This is a genomic window from Cupriavidus respiraculi (assembly GCF_914271545.1).
Lineage (GTDB): Bacteria > Pseudomonadota > Gammaproteobacteria > Burkholderiales > Burkholderiaceae > Cupriavidus > Cupriavidus respiraculi.
Map to the genome: position 1 here is coordinate 97139 of NZ_CAJZAH010000003.1, position 21818 is coordinate 118956.

The following is a 21818-nucleotide window of genomic DNA, read 5'->3' on the forward strand; positions in this document are numbered from 1 at the left end:
GACAGTCCTTGCTTGGCCGCCGCCGCAAGGGGCGGGCGGCGTTCCTCGTGCCCGGCCGGCGGGCCAGGGCTCAGACCTTGCCGCCCTTGGCCACCGTCTTCTGGGCCAGCCGGTGCTCCAGATAGTGGATGCTGGTGCCGCCTTCGACGAAGTTCGCGTCCAGCATCAGCTCGCGGTGCAGCGGCACGTTGGTCTGGATGCCGTCCACCACCATCTCCGACAGCGCGATGCGCATGCGGGCGATCGCCTGCTCGCGGGTGGCGCCGTAGGTGATCAGCTTGCCGATCATCGAATCGTAGTTGGGCGGCACGAAGTAACCATCATACGCGTGCGAGTCCACGCGCACGCCGGGGCCGCCCGGCATGTGCCATGCCGTGATGCGGCCGGGCGACGGCGTGAACTTGAACGGATCCTCGGCGTTGATCCGGCATTCGATCGCATGGCCGCGCAGCTGCACGTCCTTCTGGCGGTAGCGCAGCTTCTCGCCGAAGGCGATGCGGATCTGCTCCTGCACGATGTCGATGCCGGTGATCATCTCGGTCACCGGATGCTCGACCTGCACGCGCGTGTTCATTTCGATGAAATAGAACTCGTTGTTCTCGTACAGGAATTCGAAGGTGCCGGCACCGCGGTAGCCGATCTTCTTGCACGCCTCGGCGCAGCGGTCTCCGATGCGCTCGATCAGGCGGCGCGGGATATGCGGCGCCGGTGCTTCCTCGATGACCTTCTGGTGGCGGCGCTGCATCGAGCAGTCACGCTCGCCCAGCCAGATCGCCTGGCGATGCTGGTCGGCGAGGATCTGGATTTCCACGTGGCGCGGATTCTCCAGGAACTTCTCCATGTAGACCTCGGGATTGCCGAAGGCACGGCCGGCTTCCTCGCGCGTCATGTTGACCGCGTTGATCAGCGCCGCCTCGGTGTGCACCACGCGCATGCCGCGGCCGCCGCCGCCGCCGGCGGCCTTGATGATGACCGGATAGCCGACACGACGGGCGGTCGCCAGGATCTCCTTCGGATCTTCGGGCAGCGCGCCTTCGGAGCCCGGCACGCACGGCACGCCGGACTTGATCATTGCCTGCTTGGCCGACACCTTGTCGCCCATCAGCCGGATGCAGTCGGGGCTGGGGCCGATGAAGACGAAGCCGGACTTCTCGACGCGCTCGGCGAAGTCCGAGTTTTCGGACAGGAAGCCATAGCCGGGGTGGATGGCCTGGGCGTCGGTGACCTCCGCCGCGGAAATCAGCGCCGGCATGTTCAGGTAGGACTGCGGGGACGGCGCCGGGCCGATACAGACGGCTTCGTCGGCCAACTTGACGTACTTGGCTTCCTTGTCCGCTTCGGAATAGACCACCACCGTCTTGATGCCCAGCTCGCGGCATGCGCGCTGGATGCGAAGGGCGATTTCGCCCCGGTTCGCGATCAGTATTTTTTCAAACATAGTGTCTCTCTGCGAGGAGCAGGCCGGACGCGCCGCGCGATGCGCGCGGCGCCGGATCCGGAACGCAGAACGCGCCCTGGGGCGCGGACTGGCACGCCGGCCGGCAAGGCGACGTCGGCGTGCGGCATGGCATGGCGCTCGGGTTCAGCCGATGACAAAGAGGGGTTGGCCGTATTCCACCGCCTGGCCGTTCTCGACCAGGATTTCCTTGATGACGCCGGCCTTGTCGGACTCGATCTCGTTGAGCAGCTTCATCGCCTCGATGATGCAGACGGTCTGGCCTTCCTTGACGGTGTCGCCCACATTGACGAAGGCGGCGGCGCCCGGCGACGGCGCGCGATAGAAGGTGCCCACCATCGGCGAGGTGACCACGTGGCCGCTCGGCGCCTGAGGCTCCACCACTTCGGCGGGCGCTGCGGCGGCGGGCGCCATCGCGGCCGCGGGGGCGGCGGCGATGGCCGGCATCTGCTGCACGGCCATCGGGGCGGCCATCACCTGCGGCGGTGCCTTGACGATGCGCACCTTGCCTTCGCCCTCGGTGACTTCGAGCTCCGAGATGCCGGACTCGGCCACCAGGTCGATCAGCGTCTTCAGCTTGCGCAAGTCCATCTTCTATCCTCCTGAATCGTGTTGCCATGCACCGCCGGTCCAGCGGCCGGTGACGGAAAAAATCGTTGCGGCCGGCCCTGCGTCCCGGCCCCGTGCGGTCACGGAGCGGGTGCGCGGGCTGGCGCGCGCCATGCTGTCTGCCAGAGAAACGGCGGTGTCGGCAGCGGTCCTAGCCTGCCGGCGGGCCCTGCTCCTGGCGCAGGACATAGTCCAGCGCCAGCAGATAGCCCTGCCAGCCGAGGCCGCAGATCACGCCCACCGCCAGATCGGAAAAGTAGGAGCGGTGACGAAAATCTTCCCGGCGATGCACATTCGACAGATGTACTTCGACGAAGGGAATCGCCACCGCCGCCAGCGCGTCGCGGATCGCCACGCTGGTATGCGTATAGGCGGCGGGGTTGATGACGATGAAATCCACCCCCTCGGTGCGCGCGGCCTGGATGCGGTCGACGAGCGCGCCTTCGTGGTTGGACTGGAACGTAGCGAGTCCGATGCCAGCCTCGGCGGCGCGCGCCGCGAGCGCGGCGTCGATGTCGGCCAGCGTGGTATGCCCGTAGGTCTGTGGCTCGCGGGTGCCCAGCAGATTCAGGTTGGGTCCGTGCAGGACCAGCACCTGTCGGCGGGGGGCGGAGCCAGGACTTGGACGGGTTTCAGCCACGATTGCTCGACCGTTTCAACGAAATTGCGCGGAGGTTACCGTAGCTTAGAGGGATTTGTCTAGCACGCGATACCTTTATCGCGTGGCTGTCCGGGCCGGAATCGCCGCGCTGGCGGCTTCTTGCGCGGTAACCAACCGAGCGCGTCAAAAATGACGGCATATCGCAGCGATTTCCGCGGAGAAGGCGCCGCGAAGCCGTCCTGCCACGCGCCGCCGCTTACGATTTGGGCAGCGCGGGCCGCAGATCCGCGCCGGTCACGCGGCCCATCTTGCGATAGCTCACCGCGCCGTCGGGCGCGATCACCACGGTATAGGGCAGTCCGCCCGCGACATTGCCGAACTGACGCGACAGCTCGGTGCCGGCAAACCCGGCTACCGCCAAAGGATAGGACACGGGGATCTTTTGCACGAATTGCTGGATATTCTTCGCCGAATCGATGCCGATGCCGACGAACTCCACCTGGCGCCCCGCGTATTCCTTGTGCAGCGCGGTCAGCTCGGGCATTTCCTCCACGCACGGGCCGCACCACGGCGCCCAGAAGTTGACCACCACCGTCTTGCCGCGCAGCGTATTGAAATCGAGTTCCGTCCCGGCGGGATCCGGGAGCCGGGTCTGATAGAAGCTCTCCACCGCCTCGTCGGCCGCGGGCTTGGGCGAGAACCGGTAGTGGCCGACGAGCGCCCCGGCGATGACGGCGACCACGGCGACGCCAAGCCATAGCCATCGCCGCGAACGGCGGGCGGCGGGAGCCGGGGTGGCTTGCGAAAGGGGAGCTGTCGGTGGGGAACGATCGGTCATGGCGTGAGCAATCTGGTACAGGAATAGGATGAGGCGCGGGGGCGAGTGACGCTCTCTATATATAGAGGATCGGCCGCGCCCGCGCCCGGGTCTTCGACGGTGGGCGGCTCAGCCGCCCGGAAACAAGCCGTTGTCGGCATCGTCGGCGGGCTCTGCCGCGATCACCCCGCGCAGGCCGGCGAGGTCCGCCCGTACCGGCCGGCCGCCGGACTCGGTGCGCACCGCGCCGCGCTCGTCGTCGGCGTCGTACAGCGCGATATGGATGCCGACCGGCGCGCCAAGTTCGGCGCGTACCTCGCCCGCCAGCATCCGCGCTTCGCGCAGCGCCGGCCACTGGCCCTTCCACAGGAAGCTGAGGGTCTCGACGTCGCCGCGGTTGGCAAAGTGGCGCGTCTCGCTGGTCTCGAAGTCCACGCCGGCATTGAGCAGGTGCAGCGCCACGTCCTTGGGGCTGTCGCAGAAGCACTGCAGGTACACGTCGGAGTGTTCGGTGGCGGTGCCGTTGAGCACCGCGCCGGTCACATAGGGCCGGAAGGCGGCCAGGTCTTCCATCGCCAGCATGGCCAGGCGCCGCAGCAGCGCCAGCACGCGGGGCTGGGTATCGGCATGGAACAGCGCCTGGTAGGCGCGCACCTCCGCCTCGATGGCCTCGTTGTCGGGCAGCCATTCACCCGCCACGCGCACGTCGCCGAGCAGTTGGCGGGCGGCCTTGCGCTTGGCGCTGGCATAGTCGGCCCCGTCTTCGGCAATCATGCGCGCCGCGGCCTGCGCGATTTCGCCGCGCACGCGGCTGGGGTCCAGGGAAGATCGTCGTGACATGCGGGGATGATACTCGCTGAGGCCGGCGTGCAAGTGTTCCGGGAAGCGGTGAGGGTACAATCGGCCGCTGTCCGTTCGCCACTATCAGCCCGGGACGGTCATCCGGCGGCGCCGCCTCGCGTGCCGCGCCGGACCGGCCACATCCCGCGCGCATCACGACTCCGCATCACGACTCCATGCATATCCATATCCTCGGCATCTGCGGCACGTTCATGGGCGGTCTGGCCGTCCTGGCCAAGCAGGCAGGGCACCGCGTGACCGGCTGCGACGCCAACGTCTATCCGCCCATGAGCACCCAGCTCGAAGCGCAGGGCATCGAACTGATCGAGGGCTTCGACCCGGCGCAGCTGGCGCTGGAACCGGACCTGTTCGTGATCGGCAACGTGGTCTCGCGCGGCAACGCGCTGATGGAAGCCATCCTGGACCGCAACCTGCCCTACGTCTCCGGCCCGCAGTGGCTCGGGGAACATGTGCTGCGCGGCAAGTGGGTGCTGGCGGTGGCCGGCACGCACGGCAAGACCACCACCACGTCGATGCTGGCGTGGATCCTCGAGGACGCCGGCTACAACCCCGGCTTCCTGGTCGGCGGCGTGCCCCAGAACTTCGGCCTGTCCGCCCGCGTGACCGACTCGGACTTCTTCGTGATCGAGGCCGACGAGTACGACACCGCCTTCTTCGACAAGCGCAGCAAGTTCGTGCACTACCGCCCGCGCACCGCGATCCTGAACAACCTCGAATACGACCACGCCGACATCTTCCCCGACCTGGCCGCGATCGAGACCCAGTTCCACCACCTCGTGCGCACCGTGCCCGGCCAGGGCCGGCTGATCGTCAACGGCGTCGAGGAAAGCCTCGCGCGCGTGCTCGAGCGAGGCTGCTGGAGCGAGGTCGAGCAGTTCGGCGCCGGCGACTGGCGCGAGAGCGATGCAGGGGACACCGGCGGCGACCCCGGCCTGGACCGCTTCGATGTGTGGTTCGACGGCAAGGTCCAGGGCCAGGTGCGGTGGTCCCTGCAGGGCACCCATAACCGGATGAACGCGCTGGCCGCCATCGCCGCCGCGCGCCATGTGGGCGTGCCGCCGGCGCAGGCCATCGAATCGTTGTCGCGCTTTGCCAACGTGAAGCGGCGCATGGAAGTGCGAGGCGTGGTCAACGACATCACCGTCTACGACGACTTTGCCCACCATCCCACCGCGATCCAGACCACGCTGGAAGGGCTGCGCCGGCGCGTCGGACCCGCGCGCATCCTGGCGGTGCTGGAGCCGCGCTCGAACACGATGAAGCTGGGCGTGATGAAGACGCAGTTGCCGGCGAGCCTCGCGCTGGCCGACCAGGTCTTCGGCTATGGCGCGGCCAGCGGCAAGGACGCGCTGGGCTGGGACCTGGCCGAGGCGCTGGCGCCGCTGGGCGAGCGTGCCGCCGCCTTCGACCAGCTCGATGCGCTGGTGCAGGCCGTGCGCGCGGCCGCCCGGCCCGGCGACCATGTGCTGGTGATGAGCAACGGCGGCTTCGGCGGCGTGCACGGCAAGCTGCTGGACGCGCTGGCCGCGCCCGCGCAGGCCTGACGCGGGACGCCACCATGCTGTTGTACCTGCACGGCTTCCGCTCCTCGCCGCAATCGTTCAAGGCGCGGCTGATGCAGCAGCGCATGCGCGAACTCGGCGTGGGGCGCGAATACGCCTGTCCCATGCTGGATGTATCGCCCGCGCGCGCCATCGCGCAGGCCGAGGCCGCCATCGCGGCGGCCCGCTCCGGTGGTCAGTCGGTGGCCATCGTGGGCTCGTCGCTGGGCGGCTACTACGCCCGCTGGCTGGGCGAGCGCCATGGCTGCCCCACGGTGCTGCTCAATCCGGCGGTGCACCCGTGGCGCGATCTGGAGCGCCATCTGGGCGAGCAGCCGCTGTGGCACGGCGGTGGCTCGGTCACGGTCGAGCGCCACCATCTGCAGGAGCTGCTGGACCTGCGCGTGGACACCATCACGCGCCCCGAGCGTTACTACCTGCTCGCGGCGACCGGCGACGAGGTGCTCGACTACCGCGACATGCTTGCGGCCTATCCGGGCGCGAAGATCCGGCTGATCGAGGGCAGCGACCACGGCATCGCGGAGTTCGCCGACTACATGGACGAGGTGCTGGCATTCTGCGGCTATCCCGTCGGCGGGGCGCCCGCCGGGAAGGACGACGCGGATGCCTGAACGCAGCGCGGCGCGGGTGCGCCGCTGCCAGTGGAGCGGGCATCTGCCCTTCGACACCGATATCTCGGCCAACCTGCGGCGCTGGATCACCGGCGATGACGGCTCGCTGACCGCGCGCCTGGTGGCGGCGTCGTCGCGGTTCCGCGTGAGCCGGCTGTCGCAGCGGATGGAGATGCCGATGCCCGACGAATGGCGGGAGATCGGCCTGGGCGCCCGCGTGCCGGCGCTGGTGCGCGATGTGCTGCTCGTCTGCGACAACGTGCCCGCCGTCTACGGCCATACCGTGGTGTATCCGCACCGGGCGCGACGCGACTGGCCTTTCCTCGGCGGCCTGGGTGACCGGCCGCTCGGCGGCGCGCTGTTCGTCGATCCACGCGTGCGGCGCGAGCCGTTCCAGTTCGCCCGGCTGCTGCCGCACCATCCGCTGCGCCAGCGCCTGCATCGGGTGCTGCCCGCCATGGGCGAACTGGCCTGGGAAACCATGCTGCCGGCGCGCCGCTCGGTATTCCGCCGCGGCCAGGGCCTGATGCTGGTGACCGAGGTGTTCCTGCCGGACCTGGCCACCCGGCGCGCGCCGCGCGCCGCGCCGCGTCTGGGGGCCGGCATGCAGATACCGGTGCGACCGGGGCGCGAGCACCATCCGCTGCGGCCCGGCGAACGGCCCCTCGCAGCGCACGAATAACAGCCAGGCGGCCGCAAGAGCCGCGACAAACCCACCCACGAAAGACCATCACCATGAAACTACAGGGACGTGTTGCCATCATCACCGGCGCGGCGGCCGGCATCGGGTTTGCCACGGCACAGCGCTTTGCCGCCGAGGGCGCCATCGTGGTGCTATGCGACGTGCAGGAAGCGCGCGTGCGCGAGGCGGCGGCGACGCTTGCCGCCGCGGGCGCCACGGTGTCGGCCTTCAAGGTCGACGTGACGCGGCGGGAGGAGGTGGACGCCATGGTGGCCGCCGCCGTGGCCGCCCACGGCCGCATCGACATCCTCGTCAACAACGCCGGCATCACCAAGGATGCGCGTCTCGCGAAGATGACCGAGGCGCAGTTCGACGCGGTGGTCGACGTCAACCTGAAGGGCGTCTTCCACTGTGCCCAGGCGGTGGCCGGCATCATGACCGAGCAGGGCCGCGGGGTGATCCTGAACGCGTCCAGCGTGGTCGGCCTGTATGGCAATTTCGGCCAGACCAACTATGCGGCCACCAAGTTCGGCGTGATCGGCATGACCAAGACCTGGGCGCGGGAACTCGGCCCCAAGGGCGTGCGGGTCAACGCCGTGTGCCCCGGTTTCGTCGCCACCGAGATCCTGCAGACCGTGCCAGAGAAGGTGCTCGACGGCATGAAGTCGTCGTGCTGGCTGCGGCGTCTGGCCGAGCCGGCCGAGATCGCCAGCATCTACGCGTTCCTCGCCAGCGACGACGCGAGCTACGTCAATGGCGCCGCGATCGAGGCGAGCGGCGGCATGTCGCTGTGAGCGCGAACGTACCCACGGTGGCGCCCGATCCGGGGCGGCCGCTGGCGTGGTACGGTATGATCTGTGGCCTGGCCGCCAGCCGGCGGCCCTCGCATCCTGTCCCTGATCCGGGCCGATCCCCATGCCGCGCCGACCGCTGCGGCGCATGCACCCGGGGTCGCGATTCCCGGCCATTCTGAAAGTCTATCCATGCAGTTGCTGTTCGAGGAAGGCGGCGAAATTCGCGCCGGCACCGTGCTGACCCAGCAGGGCGAGGCTTACCAGGTGGAGCTGCCCGCGGGCAAGCGCACCAAGGTCAAGTCGCGCGATGTGCTGCTGCAGTTCGCGCAGCCCTCGGCCGCCGAACTGGTCAACGAGACCGCAGGCCTGTCCGCCGACATCGACCTGGAATTCCTGTGGGAGTGCGCGCCCGAAGACGAGTTCGGCTTCGGCGACCTGGCCGCGGAGTACTACGGCGCGGGCGCCAGCGTGGTCCAGCAGGCGGCGCTCGCGATGACGCTGCATGGCAATCCCGTCTATTTCCGCCGCAAGGGGCGCGGGCGCTATCAGCGCGCGCCGGAGGACCAGCTCAAGGCCGCGCTGGCGGCGCTGGAGCGCAAGCGCCAGCAGGCGCTGGTGCAGGCCGAATACGAGAGCCAGCTCAAGGCCCGCACGCTGCCCGAGGCGTTCCGCGGCAAGGCGCTGCAACTGCTGTTCAAGCCCGACAAGAACAGCCTCGAATACAAGGCGCTGGACGCCGCCTGCACCGCGCTGGGCATGTCGCCGATGCGGCTGATGGTGGCGGTGGGCGGCATCGCCAGCGCGCGCGCGCTGCACGAAGCGAAGTTCCTGTCCGAGTGCTTCCCCAAGGGAACCGGCTTTCCTGAGGTCACCGTGCCGGAGCCCGCCGGGGACCTGCCGGTGGCCGAGGTCGAGGCGTTCTCGATCGACGATGTGACCACCACCGAGATCGACGATGCGCTCTCGGTCACGCCGCTCGATGGCGGCAAGATCCGCGTGGGCGTGCATATCGCCGCGCCCGCGCTGGGCATGCGCCGCGGCGACGCGCTGGACGCGATCGCGCGCCAGCGCCTGTCCACGGTGTATTTCCCCGGCGACAAGATCACGATGCTGCCGGACCCGGTGGTGCAGCGCTACACGCTGCAGGAGGGGCGGCTGTGCCCGGCGCTGTCGCTGTACGTCACCTACGATCCCGAGGCGCAGCTGATTCTCGCCAGCGAGACCCGCGCCGAGCTGGTCAATATCGCGGCCAACCTGCGCCACAACCTGCTCGAAGACGTCATCACCGAGACCGCGCTGGCCGAAGGCACGGGGGACTACCCGTTCCGCGACGCGCTGGCGCACCTGTGGCGCTTCGCCGGCTTCCTGTACGACGAGCGCCAGAAGGCGCGCATGGCCAGCGGCCTGCGGCCGGAATCGCACAACCGCGCCGACTACAGCTTCTATCTGGACGCGCTGCCCGACGGCGGCGAGCGCGTGCGCATCGAGCAGCGCCATCGCGGCTCGCCGCTGGACAAGATCGTCGCCGAGCTGATGATCCTGGCCAACAGCACCTGGGGCAAGCTGCTGGCCGACCACGGCGTGCCGGGCATCTACCGCACGCAGAAGGCGTGGGGCATGAACCGCACCCGCATGCAGACCTATCCCGCTCCGCACGAGGGTCTGGGCGTGGCGCAGTATGCGTGGAGCACCTCGCCGTTGCGCCGCTATGTCGATCTGGTCAACCAGTGGCAGATCCTCGCGGTGGCCCAGCATGGCGTGACCGCCAAGCTGGTGGCGCCGTTCAAGCCCAAGGACGCCGACCTGCTGGCGGCGGTGGCCGACTTCGAGGGTACCTACGCCGCCTACGCCGAGCACCAGTCCACGATGGAGCGCTACTGGTGCCTGCGCTGGCTGCAGCAGGAAAACCGCGAGCGCATGGTAGCCACGGTGCTCAAGGACGGCGCGGTGCGCTTTGCCGAGATTCCGCTGGTCACGCGCGTGCCCGAGCTCGCGCAGGCCCAGCGCGGCACGCAGGTGCTGCTGGAGATCGCATCGACCGACGAGATCTCGCTGGAAGTGTCCTGCCGCGTGCTGGAAGTGTTCGCCGGCGAGGGCGAGTTGCCGGAGGAAGAGCTGGCGGCCGGCGAGGAGAGCGACGAGGAGGTCGCCGAGATATCCGCCGAGGCCGCTGCCGATGTCGCCGCCGAGGAGATCGCCGAGGAGCAGGCGGTGGCCGCCGCGCAGCCGGACGGCGAGGGCGCTGGCACCGGGCCGGCCGCGGGCGACGCCCCGTCGGGCGCGCGCGACAGCGGCCCGGCCGGGCACGCCTGAAGCGCTTCGGAAAAGCGCAGCGCTCCCTTACAATCGCACACTGTTCGCGGGGCCATGCCGGCCCGGCGTCCCGTGCCGCGCGCCCAGCTGTCCCGACCCGTCCATCCATCCGCCCATCGTGAAAGCCGTTTTCGCTCCCCGCCAGTGGTGGCATGCCAGCAGCACGATGGCCCGGGCGCTCGCCATCTCGCTGGTCGCGCACGCGCTGCTGCTGACGGTGCGTGTCGTGGCCCCCGAGACGTTCGAGATCAAGCGTACCGATCCGGCGCTGGACGTGGTGCTGGTCAACGGCAAGTCGGCCACGGCGCCGCGCCAGCCGACCGTGATGGCGCAGGCCAATCTCGATGGCGGCGGCGACCATGACCAGCAGCGCGCCACCACGCCGCTGCCGGCGCAGGTGGTGCCGCGCGAGGGCGACCTGATGCGCCAGGTGCAGCGGCGCGTCGAGCAGCTCGAGCAGGAACAGCGCCGCCTGCTGACCCAGTCGCACGAGCCCGCGCCGGCGGTGCGCACGCAGCCCATCCGGCCCGGCGAACAGCGCCTGGAGAGCCCGACGCGCGGGCAGGATGCGCGCACGGCGCTGGACGAGATCGCCCGGCTGGAAGCCGAGATCGGCCGCAACCTCGAGCACTACGCCAAGCGGCCCAAGCGCCATCAGCTGACCGCCACGAGCGCGCAGGAAGCGGTCTACGCCCAGTATTACGACCGCCTGCGCAAGAAGATCGAGGCGCGCGGCACCACGGACTTCCCGCGTCGCGACGGCAAGCCGCTCTACGGCCAGCTCATTCTCGTGATCAACGTCAATCGGCAGGGCAAGCTCGGCTATAACCGCGATGGCTACAACGTCGATGCCATCGACCTGGTCAAGAGCTCCGGCGATCCGGCGCTGGACCGCCAGGCGGTGGCCATCGTGCGCGCCGCCGCGCCGTTCGGTGCTTTCACGCCCGAGATGCAGGCGCGCTACGACATCCTCGAAGTAATTTCCACGTTCAAATTTTCCCGCAGCGGCCTCGAAACCCGCCTGCAAGCCCGATGACCTCCCCTTCCGCGCCTACGCAAGAGCCCGACCGCTATGTGGTGGTGGGCAATCCCGTCGCCCATAGCCGCTCCCCGGACATCCACGCCGCCTTCGCGCGGCAGACCGGCGAGGCCGTGCAGTACGGCCGCCTGCTGGCCCCGCTGGACGGCTTCGCCGATGCAGTGCGCGAGTTCTTCGCCGGCGGGGGCCACGGCCTGAACGTGACCACGCCGTTCAAGGTCGAGGCGTGCGCACTGGCCGACCGCCTGACCCCGCGCGCGGAAGCCGCGGGCGCGGTCAATACGATGTGGATCGAGGATGGGCTGATCCATGGCGACAATACCGACGGCATCGGTCTGGTGCGCGATCTCGAGGACCATCTGGGCACGCCGCTGGAAGGCGCGCGCATCCTGCTGCTGGGCGCCGGCGGCGCCGCGATGGGCGCGATGCTGCCGCTGATTGCCTGCGGTCCCGACCGCATCGTGGTCGCCAACCGCACCGCCAGCCGCGCCAGCGACATGCTCGAGGAGTTCGCCGAGGCGGCCAACGAGCACGGCGTGGAGCTGTGGGGCGGCGGCTTCGAGGCGCTGGCCGCGCTCACCGAGGAGGACGTCTGCGACGTGGTGATCAACGCCACCGCCGGCAGCCTGCAGGGCGAGGTGCCACCGGTGCCGGCGCTGCTGCTCGGCGAAGGCGTGCTGGCCTACGACATGATGTACGGCGCCGAGCCCACGGTGTTCCTGCGGCATGCGGCGAGCCATGGCGCGCGCACCAGCGACGGCCTGGGCATGCTGGTCGAGCAGGCGGCCGAGGCCTTCTACAACTGGCGCGGCGTGCGACCCGATACGGGCCCCGTGCTGGCGGAACTGCGCGCGGCGCTGCAGGCTGGAGCCGGCAGCTAGGCCTTCGTCCGCTGCGCTTCCTTCGTCCCGCCCGTTTCCCCGAGCCCGTCTTGGCCAACCGCAAACGCGCCAACCGTTCCGGCACCGCCCGCCCCGCCTCGCGCGCGGGCAACCGGCTGCTGCGCTGGCCGGCGTATCTGCTGGGGTGCCTCGTGGCGGGCGTGCTGGCCATGCAGCTTTACTTCTTCCTGCAGATCGCCGCGTGGCAGGTGGTGGATCCATCGTCCACCTCGTTCATGCGCGCCGAGCGCTGGCGCCTGTGCGGGGTCAACGTCTGGAGCTGCGGCATCGAGCGCGAATGGGTGCCCTACGAATCCATCTCGCGCAACCTCAAGCGCGCGGTGATCGCCAGCGAGGACGCCGACTTCGTCAACCATCCGGGCTACGACGTCGACTCGATGCTGGAGGCGTGGGAGCGCAACAAGCGGCGCGGCCATATCGTGCGCGGCGGTTCCACCATCACGCAGCAGCTGGCCAAGAACCTGTTCCTGTCGCCGGAGCAGCACTACCTGCGCAAGGCGCAGGAGCTGGCCATCACATGGATGCTCGAGTTCTGGCTCGACAAGCAGCGCATCTTCGAGATCTACCTGAATTCGGTGGAGTGGGGCGAGGGCATTTTCGGCGCCGAGGCCGCCGCGCGGCACTACTTCAAGACCAGTGCGGGCAAGCTCAGCGTGGGCCAGTCGGCGCGGCTGGCGGCGGCGCTGCCGGCGCCGAAATGCTTCGACAAGAAGCCCTACTGCACCTACGTGCGGATCAACTTCCGCGCCAAGGCCGGCATCATCGCCCGCCGCATGGGCTCGGCCACGCTGCCGGACTGAGCCGGCCGGCGGGCTCGCTCAGCTGAGCCAGCCCTTGCGGCGGAAATAGACCAGCGGAATCGCCGCGGATACCGCCATCAGCACGATGGCCCACGGATAGCCCGCGGCCCAGTCCAGCTCGGGCATGAACTTGAAGTTCATGCCGTAGACGCTGGCGATCAGCGTAGGCGGCATCAAGGCCACCGACACCACCGAGAACAGCTTGATGATCTTGTTCTGGTTGATGTTGATGAAACCGACGGTCGCGTCCATCAGGAAGTTGATCTTGTCGAACAGGAACGCGGTGTGGTTCTCGATGGAATCGATATCGCGCAGGATCTGGCGCGCCTCGTCCTGCTGCTCGGCCGACAGCAGCTGGCTGCGCATCAGGAAGGACACCGCGCGGCGCGTGTCCATCACGTTGCGGCGGATGCGGCCGTTCAAGTCTTCCTCGCGCGCGATGGTTTCGAGCACATCGGCGGCGGCCGCGTCGGTGACGTTCTCCGCCAGCACGCGCCGGCTGGCTTCTTCCAGCCGCTCGTAGATTTCCTCGATGGAATCGGCCGAGTACTCCGCGTCGGTGGCGTACAGGTCCATCAGCACGTCCTTGGCGTTGCGCACCGATCCCGGGCGCATGCGGGCGCGCAGCCGTACCAGCCGGAACACCGGCAGGTCCTCGTCATGGATGGAGAACAGCACGTCCCGCGTCAGCACGAAGGCCACGCGCACGTTGCGCGAGACCTCGTCCTCGGCCAGCAGGAAATCGGTGCGGATATGGATGTTCTCGTCCTCGCCCTCGAAATAGCGGGCGGACGCCTCGAGGTCGCCCAGGTCCTCGAGCTCGGGCAGTACGACGTTGTACGCCTCCTTGATCCACGCGAGTTCTTCGTCGTCCGGATCGACCACGTCGATCCAGATGGGCTTGTGCTGCAGCAGCTCGTTGCGGTCGTCGACTTGCTCCTGCGCAAGCCGGCCCTTCTGCAGGACGAACAGGTTGATCATCCCTGGATTCCTTATGCCGTTCTGCGAAGATACGTGGCAGCACGGCTTGCGGCGCAGGCGGACCCACCCTTCGCGCAGCGACGGGGTCGAGCGCGAAGGCCGGGAGCCGCTGGCAAGCGTGATCGCGCTGTATGCCGGTGGGTGCGGACCGGGCCCGCACGGGCGGATACAAGGCGATGGCGTTTGCCGTTCATGGCTGGCAAGCCGGGAGAGGGAAAGTCCGAAACGACGCGGCGGGCTCGGATGGCCGCCGGTGGCAGTACGGAAGAACACTCGCCCGCAGTGTGCTGCGGGCAAGTCCGACGAGGGGAACACGGAAAAAGAGAACCGGTTCCCGGCAATCGTCGCTACGCAGCCCGCAGTGACATGGCATTCGTAGACGTCGCGGCGATGCCGCGGCAACTCGAACACCCGATGCTACTGCCCACGTAATTTCTCCGGGATTATTGATGGCCGCGAGTGTAGCCCAAACGGTGCGGCCTTGTTAAGTGAAATCTCGGAGGCACGGCCGCGGTCGCCGTGGGCCTCACGCGTCCGGTCGCCGGCGCAGCAGCGGCACCAGCAGCACCGACGACAGCGCCGCGAACATCAGCACGATGGCGGCATAGTCCTGCCAGTGCGGCTGCTCGCCCAGCATCCACATGCCGGAGAACACGCCGACCACCGGGATGAACATGATCGACAGGCTCGATACCACCGGCGGCAGGCTGCGCGCCAGCGAGAACCAGACGAGGTGGCAGAAGGCGAACACCACCACCGCGTTGTAGGCGATGGCGGCCCATTCGGCCGCGTTCGGCATGCGCCAGCCCGACTCGAACAGCAGCGTGCCGGCGAACAGGAAGGGCAGCGCCACCACGAGCATCCAGAAGGTCAGCGCGCCGAGCGAGATATCGATCGCCGTGCGCTTCATCAGCTGAGTGCCATAGCCCCAGCCGGCGGCCGCCGCCAGCATCATCACGGTGCCCAGCGGGCTGCCGGTGAGCGCGCCGATCTCGCTGGACATCAGCAGCAGCGTGCCCGCCAGCGCGCACAGGATGCCGACCCATGCCGACAGGTGAATGCGCTCGCGGAACAGCAGCAGGCCCCAGACCACCGCCCAGATCGGCATGGTGTAGCCCAGGATCGCGGCGCGGCCCGAGGACAGCATCTTGACCGCGCCGATGGCCAGCAGATGCCAGATCACCATGTTGGGGATGGCCAGCCTGACGATGGTGGGCCAGGTCTCGCGCGGCACGCGCAGCGACACGCCCTTGACGCGCAGCGCCAGGCCCAGCGCCGCCACGCCGCCGGCCATGCACAGCAGGCGAAAGCCCAGCGGCGGAAATTGCGCCACGCCGATCTTCATGATGGGCCAGTTGATGCCCCAGGCAATGGTCAGGAAGACGAGCAGGGTCAGGTTGCGGCGATCGAAGGACATGGCGGGAGGGCGGCTGTGTGCAGTGCCGCTCTTTGTATCGAGGAAAGTCGCGGAAAGATAGCACGCAGCGGGTAAAATCGGCGGGAACGAAATCCGTCCGCCGTGGCCGCCCTGGGTTTGCCGCCCGCCATCGTCGCCCGCCGGGGCGGACCCCCCGGCGCCCCGGCATGCGCCGTTGCGGCGAGCGCCGCCCAGCATCGCCAGGCACGCCGAACCCTCTTTCTATCGAGTCATCCATGACCTTCACCGAGCAGCTAGCTGCAGCCTGGCAGCGCAACGATTCCCTTCTGTGCGTGGGGCTCGACCCGGACCCGGGCAAGCTGCCGCTGTCGATGACCGGCACCGGCGGCGCGATCTTCTCGTTCTGCCGCGAGATCGTCGACGCCACCGCGGACCTGGTCTGCGCCTTCAAGCCGCAGATCGCGTACTTCGCCTCGCAGCGCGCCGAGGACCAGCTCGAACAGCTGATCCACTACATCCACGATGCCCATCCCGGCATTCCGGTCATCCTGGACGCCAAGCGCGGCGACATCGGCTCGACCGCGCAGCACTATGCCAGCGAGGCCTTCGAGCGCTACAAGGCCGACGCCGTCACGGTCAGCCCCTACATGGGCTTCGATTCCGTGCAGCCGTACCTGGACTTTCCCGAGCGGGGCGTGATCATGCTGTGCCGCACGTCGAACCCGGGCGGCTCCGACGTGCAGTTCCTGCAGGTCGATGGCAAGCCGGTCTACCAGATCGTGGCCGAGCAGGCGGCCCAGCGCTGGAACACGACGGGGCAGCTGGGACTGGTGGTGGGTGCGACGTTCCCGAACGAAATCGCCAAGGTGCGCGAGATCGTGGGCGACATGCCGCTGCTGATTCCCGGCATCGGCGCCCAGGGCGGCGATATCGAGGCGACCGTGCGGGCCGGGCGCACTGCCGACGGCACCGGCATGATGATCAATTCGTCGCGCGCGATCCTGTACGCGAGCCGGGAAAAGGACTTCGCCGCCGCGGCGCGCGAGGCGGCGCTGCAGACCCGCGACACCATCAACCGCTTCCGCCGCGGCTGACCGCGGCGGCGCGCGGGGCCGCTCAGGCCTCGTTGCGGATCAGCTCCAGCAGGCCGCGCATTGCGTGCTCGGCCGCCTGGCGGCGGATCTGGGCGCGGTCGCCCTTGAAGCGCTGGGTCTCCACCAGCGTGGTGATGCGGTTGCTCCAGCCGAAGCAGACCATGCCCACCGGTTTCTCCGCCGTGCCGCCGCTCGGACCGGCGATGCCGGTGACGGCCAGCGCCACCTGGGCGCGGCTGTTCAGCAGCGCGCCTTCGGCCATGGCGTGAGCCACCTCCTCGCTGACCGCGCCATGATCGCGGATCAGCCTGGCCGGCACGCCCAGCATGGTCGTCTTGGCGTCGTTCGAGTAGGTGACGAAGCCTCGCTCGAACCACGCCGACGAGCCCGCGATATCGGTGATGGCGGCCGCGACGAGCCCGCCGGTGCATGACTCCGCCGTGGCCAGCAGCAGCGATTTTTCCTTGAGCGTGATGCCGGCCTGAATGGCGAGCTGGTCGAGCAAGCGGCTGACGGACATGGTGGCGGGCTCTCCGTGGTGGGTCGCGGTTCAGGGCGGACGGGTGGGGCGGTGGCGGGATGGTGGCGCGCGTCGGCGTCGGTCGTATGTGCGGTCGTTGACGTCTATTGACGATGGATAGACGATCGAAGGCCGCCGCGCGTCAGAACGACCGCCACAGCGCGAACACCAGCAACGTGTAGAAGGCCGCGATCACATCGTCGAACATCACGCCGAAGCTGCCGCGCAGGCCCGGGCCCTTGAGCGTGCGGTCGTAGTGGCCGATCGGCGCGGGCTTGGCGATGTCGAACAGGCGAAACCACAGGAAGGCGGCGAACTGGCCCCAGAAACCGGTGGGCATCACCAGCGCCAGCACGATCCAGAAGGCGACGATCTCGTCCCACACCATGCTGCCGTGGTCCGACACGCCCATGTCGCGCGCGGTACGCGCGCAGGCCCACAGGCCCAGCACGAAGCCGCCCGCGATGATCCACAGCCAGTTCGCGTCGGGGACCCAGATCGAAATGACAACGAACAGCAGCCAGCCGTACAACGTGCCGACCGTGCCGGGCCCGATCGGCGACAGGCCGGAGCCGAAGCCGAAGGCGATCAGGCGGGCGGGGTGCGACAGCATGAAGCGGGCGGACGGGCGGGTCACTCGCGCGGTCTGGCCGGCGTCGAGCGTCAGGGCGGGATCGCGCGGTGCGGGCCCGGGGGGATAGGCGGACATCAGGGTGGCTCGTGGTTTATCGGTATGCGCCCAGGGCGGCGGGCTGCGTCGGATCGGCATGGGCTGCGCGTTGGCCGGATCCGGTGCTCCCTGTTGTTGCCGCCTGGCATGCCGGCATCATGACATGCCGCCGGCGCGCTGTCAGGGTCAGGCGAAATGATCGAAACTGCGGCCCGTGTAGGCGACGGGATCGCCCCGGCCATCGGTCAGCCTCAGGCCCGGCTCCGGCGTAATGGACCCCACGCGCGACAGCGCCAGGCCCAGGCGCGCGCCGATCTCCGCGACGGCTTCGCGCGCGCCGGCCGGGGCGGTGAAGCACAGCTCGTAGTCGTCGCCGCCCGCCAGCACGCAGTCCAGCTGGCATGCCGCCGGCTGGCGCGACAGCACGGGCGAGCGCGGCAGCGCGTCGACGTCGACGATGGCGCCGATCTGCGAGCGCGCCAGGATGTGGCCCAGGTCGCCGACCAGCCCGTCGGAGAGATCCAGCGCGGCATGGGCGACGCCGCGCAACGCCAGGCCCAGCGCCACGCGCGGCGTCGGCATGTCCATGCGCGGGCGGACCTGGCTGAAGTCGGGCTCGGGCAACAGCCATTCGCCGCGGCAGTCGCCCAGCGCGAGGCGGGCGTCGCCCAGCGTGCCGGATACCCACAGGTCGTCGCCGGGCCGCGCGGCGTCGCGCCGCAGCGCGGCATGCGCCGGCACGTCGCCGAACACGGTGACACAGATCGTCAGCGGCCCGCGTGTGGTATCGCCGCCGACCAGTTCGCAGCCGTGCGCATCGGCCAGCGCCAGCATGCCGGCGGCGAATTCGCCCAGCCAGTCGGCCTGCGCGTCCGGCAGCGCCAGCGCCAGCGTGAACGCGCGCGGCTCGGCGCCCATCGCGGCGAGATCGGACAAGTTCACCGCCAGCGCCTTGTGCCCGAGCGCGTGCGGGTCGACGTCGGGGAAGAAATGCCGGCCGCTGACCAGCATGTCGGTGCTGATGGCAAGCTGGTGGCCCGGCCGGGCCTCGATCAGCGCGCAGTCGTCGCCGACGCCGAGCGCGGCCTTGCGCACCGGTCGCGTGAAGAACCGGTGGATCAGATCGAACTCGGAAAGCGCGGCGCTGGCGGAATCGGACATGCTGGGCGGGTCGTAAAGCGGAAGGCGGCCCGGGGCGGGCAGGGGAGGAACGAAGGTCGCCCGCGAGGCGAGGCGGCGCACGCGGCCATGCTGGCCTTCGTCCGCCGGGTGCGGCATATTGTACCGAAACGCAAAGGTGCCCCAAGCAAAACGCTTATTGTGAAATAATTTTTCACAATATAAAATTCGGGGCTTCCAAGGAAGAGATAGCGGGACCGTGGAGCCGGCCCGCCCCATCGTTCCCCGTCATATTCATGCGGCTCCACAGACCGGAAGATGCGCAGATGACCAGTCCTCAGCAGCCCACATCCCAAGAAGAACTGAAGCAGCAGCAGCGTGAGGCGCTGCGCAAGGCCGCCCTCGAATATCACGAGTTTCCGACCCCCGGCAAAATCTCCGTCACGCCGACCAAGCCGCTGTCGAACCAGCGCGACCTGGCGCTCGCGTACTCGCCCGGCGTCGCCGCCGCGTGCGAGGAGATCGTCGCCGATCCCGCCAATTCCTTCCGCTACACCGCCCGCGGCAACCTGGTCGGCGTGGTCACCAACGGCACCGCCGTGCTGGGCCTGGGCGATATCGGCCCGGCGGCGTCCAAGCCGGTGATGGAGGGCAAGGCAGGTTTGTTCAAGAAGTTCGCCGGCATCGACGTGTTCGATATCGAGATCGACGAGAAGGACCCCGAGAAGCTGGTCGAGATCATCGCGTCGCTCGAACCGACGTTCGGCGGCATCAATCTCGAGGACATCAAGGCCCCCGAGTGCTTCTACGTCGAGCGCAAGCTGCGCGAGCGGATGAAGATTCCCGTCTTCCACGACGACCAGCACGGCACGGCGATCGTGGTCGGCGCGGCCGTCATCAATGGCCTGAAGGTGGTCGGCAAGGACATCAAGGACGTGAAGCTGGTCGCCTCCGGCGCCGGCGCCGCGGCCCTGGCGTGCCTGGACCTGCTGGTCGACCTCGGCCTGCCGCTGCAGAACATCTGGGTGACCGATCTGGCCGGCGTGGTCTACGAAGGCCGCACCGAGCTGATGGATCCGGAGAAGGCCCGCTTCGCGCAGAAGACCGACAAGCGCAAGCTCGCCGAGGTGATCGACGGCGCCGACATCTTCCTCGGCCTGTCGGCCGCCGGCGTGCTCAAGCAGGACATGGTGCAGCGCATGGCCGACCGCCCGCTGGTGCTGGCGCTGGCCAATCCGAATCCGGAAATCATGCCGGAGCTGGTCAAGGAAGTGCGCCCGGACGCGGTGATGGCCACCGGCCGCACCGACTACCCGAACCAGGTCAACAACGTCCTGTGCTTCCCGTTCATCTTCCGCGGTGCGCTGGATGTGGGCGCGACCACCATCACGCGCGAGATGGAAATCGCCGCCGCCCACGCCGTGGCGGAACTGGCGCGCCAGGAGCAGAGCGACATCGTCGCCACCGCCTATGGCATCCAGGACCTGTCGTTCGGCCCGGAATACCTGATTCCCAAGCCGTTCGACCCGCGCCTGATCGTCAAGATCGCGCCGGCCGTGGCCGAGGCCGCGATGAAGTCCGGCGTCGCCACGCGTCCGATCGAGGACATGGACGCCTACCGCCTGCAGCTGCAGCAGTTCGTGTACCACTCGGGCACGCTGATGAAGCCCATCTATGCCGCGGCGCGCAAGGTTCCGATGGAGACCAAGCGCATCGTCTTCGCCGAGGGCGAGGAAGAGCGCGTGCTGCGCGCGGTGCAGGTGATCGTCGACGAGAAGCTGGCCAACCCGATCTTGATCGGCCGGCCGGCCGTGCTGACGCACCGCATCGAGCGCTTCGGCCTGCGGCTGCGCCCGGGCGTGGACTTCACCGTGGTCAATCCCGAGCACGACGAGCGCTTCCGCGCCTATTCCGACGCGTACTACCGCATGATGGCGCGCCAGGGCGTGACGCCCCAGTACGCCAAGCTGGAAATGCGCCGCCGTACCACGCTGATCGGCGCGATGCTGATGAAGTGCGGCGAGGCAGACGGCATGATCTGCGGCACGGTCTCCAACACCGCCGCGCATCTGCGCTATATCGACCAGGTGCTGGGCGGCACCAACGAGGTCTATGCGGCGATGAACGGCCTGGTGCTGCCGGGCCGCCAGATATTCCTGGTCGATACCCACGTGAACGTGGACCCGACCGCGGCGCAACTGGCCGAGATCACGATCATGGCCGCCGAGGAACTGAAGCGCTTCGGCATCGAACCCAAGGTCGCGCTCGTGTCCCATTCGAACTTCGGTTCGTCCGAAGCGCCGTCGGCGCAGAAGATGCGCGACACGCTGGCGATCCTGCGCGAGCGGGCGCCGGACCTGGAAGTCGATGGCGAAATGCATGGCGACTCGGCGCTGGACCAGAAGCTGCGCGATCAGCTCGTGCCGGACAGTGCGCTGAAGGACGAGGCCAATCTGCTGGTGTGCCCGAATATCGACGCCGCCAACATCTCGTACAACCTGCTGAAGGTCGCCGCCGGCAACAACGTGGCCATCGGGCCGATCCTGCTCGGCGTGAAGGCGCCGGTGCATATCCTGACGCCGTCCGCCACGGTGCGCCGTATCGTCAACATGACCTCGCTGGTCGTCGTCGACGCGGCCGCCGCCAAGCGCTGAGAACTTCGCCGTCCGCACCATGCAAGCCGGGGTCCGCCCCGGCTTTTTTTGCGCGCGGGCGCGCGGGTTAGTATGCGCACACATCCGCGTAATCCATTGAAATCACAGGACTTTTCGGGCCGTAACAATGCCGGGGATTGATTAATACCCCGCTTCCGCGTAACCTACCGCCTTTAGTGCATGCGCTCGGCAGTCTTGCGGCTGTCGGAGCCAACGCCCCCGGCGCGCCAATTCATGTCGAGTTGCCGCCCGATCCGGGGCAGATTCCGGCTCAATCAGACAAGACGACGTGGGTTTCGAGATTTCCCTGACGCATGTTGTGCAGCGTGCATTGCCGATGATCCCGCCGCGCCGC

Annotated in this window: 20 protein-coding genes; 10 read left to right on the forward strand and 10 right to left on the reverse strand. The window is 68.6% G+C overall.

Translation table 11 applies throughout. From position 1 onward, the window contains the following. Nucleotides 1-70: 70 nt before the first annotated feature. From accC to LDO27_RS15545, 5 genes are all read right to left on the reverse strand, one after another. Nucleotides 71-1438: an acetyl-CoA carboxylase biotin carboxylase subunit gene (accC, locus tag LDO27_RS15525; protein WP_222208500.1), complete on the reverse strand. Its 1368-nt coding sequence runs from the start codon at nt 1436-1438 to the stop codon at nt 71-73. 144 nt (nt 1439-1582) lie between these two features. Continuing rightward, the gene (gene accB / locus LDO27_RS15530) at nt 1583-2047 is read right to left on the reverse strand and encodes an acetyl-CoA carboxylase biotin carboxyl carrier protein (RefSeq protein ID WP_224042637.1); all 465 of its coding nucleotides are present in this window, start codon (nt 2045-2047) and stop codon (nt 1583-1585) included. 169 nt (nt 2048-2216) lie between these two features. Next, nucleotides 2217-2660, reverse strand: coding sequence for a type II 3-dehydroquinate dehydratase (gene aroQ, locus LDO27_RS15535; protein ID WP_222208653.1), 444 nt, complete (start codon nt 2658-2660; stop codon nt 2217-2219). Nucleotides 2661-2922: 262 nt separating this feature from the next. Further along, nucleotides 2923-3504, reverse strand: a complete 582-nt coding sequence (locus LDO27_RS15540; RefSeq protein ID WP_224042639.1) for a TlpA family protein disulfide reductase — start codon at nt 3502-3504, stop codon at nt 2923-2925. A gap of 108 nt (nt 3505-3612) precedes the next feature. Then, complete coding sequence (locus LDO27_RS15545; protein ID WP_222208495.1) at nt 3613-4323, reverse strand: UDP-N-acetylmuramate--alanine ligase; 711 nt, start codon at nt 4321-4323, stop codon at nt 3613-3615. Between the two features lie 176 nt (nt 4324-4499). Here LDO27_RS15545 and mpl point away from each other — a divergent pair, with 176 nt between their 5' ends. The 8 genes from mpl (at nt 4500) to mtgA (ending at nt 13047) form a co-directional block, all read left to right on the forward strand. Further along, nucleotides 4500-5888 (forward strand): UDP-N-acetylmuramate:L-alanyl-gamma-D-glutamyl-meso-diaminopimelate ligase, encoded by a 1389-nt coding sequence (gene mpl / locus LDO27_RS15550; RefSeq protein ID WP_224042641.1) that lies wholly within the window; start codon nt 4500-4502, stop codon nt 5886-5888. Between the two features lie 14 nt (nt 5889-5902). Then, the gene (locus LDO27_RS15555; RefSeq protein WP_224042643.1) at nt 5903-6517 is read left to right on the forward strand and encodes a YqiA/YcfP family alpha/beta fold hydrolase; all 615 of its coding nucleotides are present in this window, start codon (nt 5903-5905) and stop codon (nt 6515-6517) included. Further along, nucleotides 6510-7199 carry a chorismate--pyruvate lyase family protein gene (locus LDO27_RS15560; protein WP_222208488.1) on the forward strand — a complete coding sequence of 230 codons (690 nt, stop codon included), beginning with the start codon at nt 6510-6512 and terminating at the stop codon, nt 7197-7199. Before LDO27_RS15555 ends, LDO27_RS15560 begins: the two co-directional genes overlap by 8 nt. Nucleotides 7200-7252: 53 nt before the next feature. After that, the gene (fabG, locus tag LDO27_RS15565; RefSeq protein ID WP_222208485.1) at nt 7253-7993 is read left to right on the forward strand and encodes a 3-oxoacyl-ACP reductase FabG; all 741 of its coding nucleotides are present in this window, start codon (nt 7253-7255) and stop codon (nt 7991-7993) included. Nucleotides 7994-8182: 189 nt separating this feature from the next. Continuing rightward, complete coding sequence (locus tag LDO27_RS15570) at nt 8183-10306, forward strand: ribonuclease catalytic domain-containing protein (RefSeq protein ID WP_224042644.1); 2124 nt, start codon at nt 8183-8185, stop codon at nt 10304-10306. Nucleotides 10307-10472: 166 nt separating this feature from the next. Then, nucleotides 10473-11342, forward strand: coding sequence for an energy transducer TonB (locus LDO27_RS15575; protein ID WP_222208651.1), 870 nt, complete (start codon nt 10473-10475; stop codon nt 11340-11342). Then, the gene (gene aroE, locus LDO27_RS15580) at nt 11339-12226 is read left to right on the forward strand and encodes a shikimate dehydrogenase (protein ID WP_224042646.1); all 888 of its coding nucleotides are present in this window, start codon (nt 11339-11341) and stop codon (nt 12224-12226) included. Before LDO27_RS15575 ends, aroE begins: the two co-directional genes overlap by 4 nt. 119 nt (nt 12227-12345) lie before the next feature. Further along, nucleotides 12346-13047 (forward strand): monofunctional biosynthetic peptidoglycan transglycosylase, encoded by a 702-nt coding sequence (gene mtgA, locus LDO27_RS15585; RefSeq protein WP_222208649.1) that lies wholly within the window; start codon nt 12346-12348, stop codon nt 13045-13047. Between the two features lie 18 nt (nt 13048-13065). On the opposite strand, the gene corA is transcribed toward mtgA, so the two are convergent. Continuing rightward, nucleotides 13066-14028, reverse strand: coding sequence for a magnesium/cobalt transporter CorA (corA, locus tag LDO27_RS15590; RefSeq protein ID WP_222208479.1), 963 nt, complete (start codon nt 14026-14028; stop codon nt 13066-13068). Between the two features lie 526 nt (nt 14029-14554). Then, nucleotides 14555-15445, reverse strand: coding sequence for a DMT family transporter (locus tag LDO27_RS15595; RefSeq protein ID WP_222208477.1), 891 nt, complete (start codon nt 15443-15445; stop codon nt 14555-14557). Nucleotides 15446-15681: 236 nt separating this feature from the next. Between LDO27_RS15595 and pyrF the strand changes: the two genes are divergently transcribed. Further along, nucleotides 15682-16500 (forward strand): orotidine-5'-phosphate decarboxylase, encoded by an 819-nt coding sequence (gene pyrF / locus LDO27_RS15600; RefSeq protein WP_224042647.1) that lies wholly within the window; start codon nt 15682-15684, stop codon nt 16498-16500. A 22-nt stretch (nt 16501-16522) separates the two neighbouring features. On the opposite strand, the gene LDO27_RS15605 is transcribed toward pyrF, so the two are convergent. From LDO27_RS15605 to thiL, 3 genes are all read right to left on the reverse strand, one after another. Continuing rightward, a complete protein-coding gene (locus tag LDO27_RS15605) occupies nt 16523-17020 on the reverse strand; it encodes a CinA family protein (RefSeq protein WP_222208474.1) in 498 nt (165 codons plus the stop codon). 142 nt (nt 17021-17162) lie between these two features. Beyond that, complete coding sequence (locus tag LDO27_RS15610; protein ID WP_222208472.1) at nt 17163-17729, reverse strand: phosphatidylglycerophosphatase A family protein; 567 nt, start codon at nt 17727-17729, stop codon at nt 17163-17165. A 147-nt stretch (nt 17730-17876) separates the two neighbouring features. Continuing rightward, a complete protein-coding gene (gene thiL / locus LDO27_RS15615; RefSeq protein WP_224042649.1) occupies nt 17877-18851 on the reverse strand; it encodes a thiamine-phosphate kinase in 975 nt (324 codons plus the stop codon). Between the two features lie 284 nt (nt 18852-19135). Here thiL and LDO27_RS15620 point away from each other — a divergent pair, with 284 nt between their 5' ends. After that, nucleotides 19136-21463, forward strand: coding sequence for an NADP-dependent malic enzyme (locus tag LDO27_RS15620; protein WP_222208468.1), 2328 nt, complete (start codon nt 19136-19138; stop codon nt 21461-21463). Nucleotides 21464-21818: the final 355 nt, after the last annotated feature.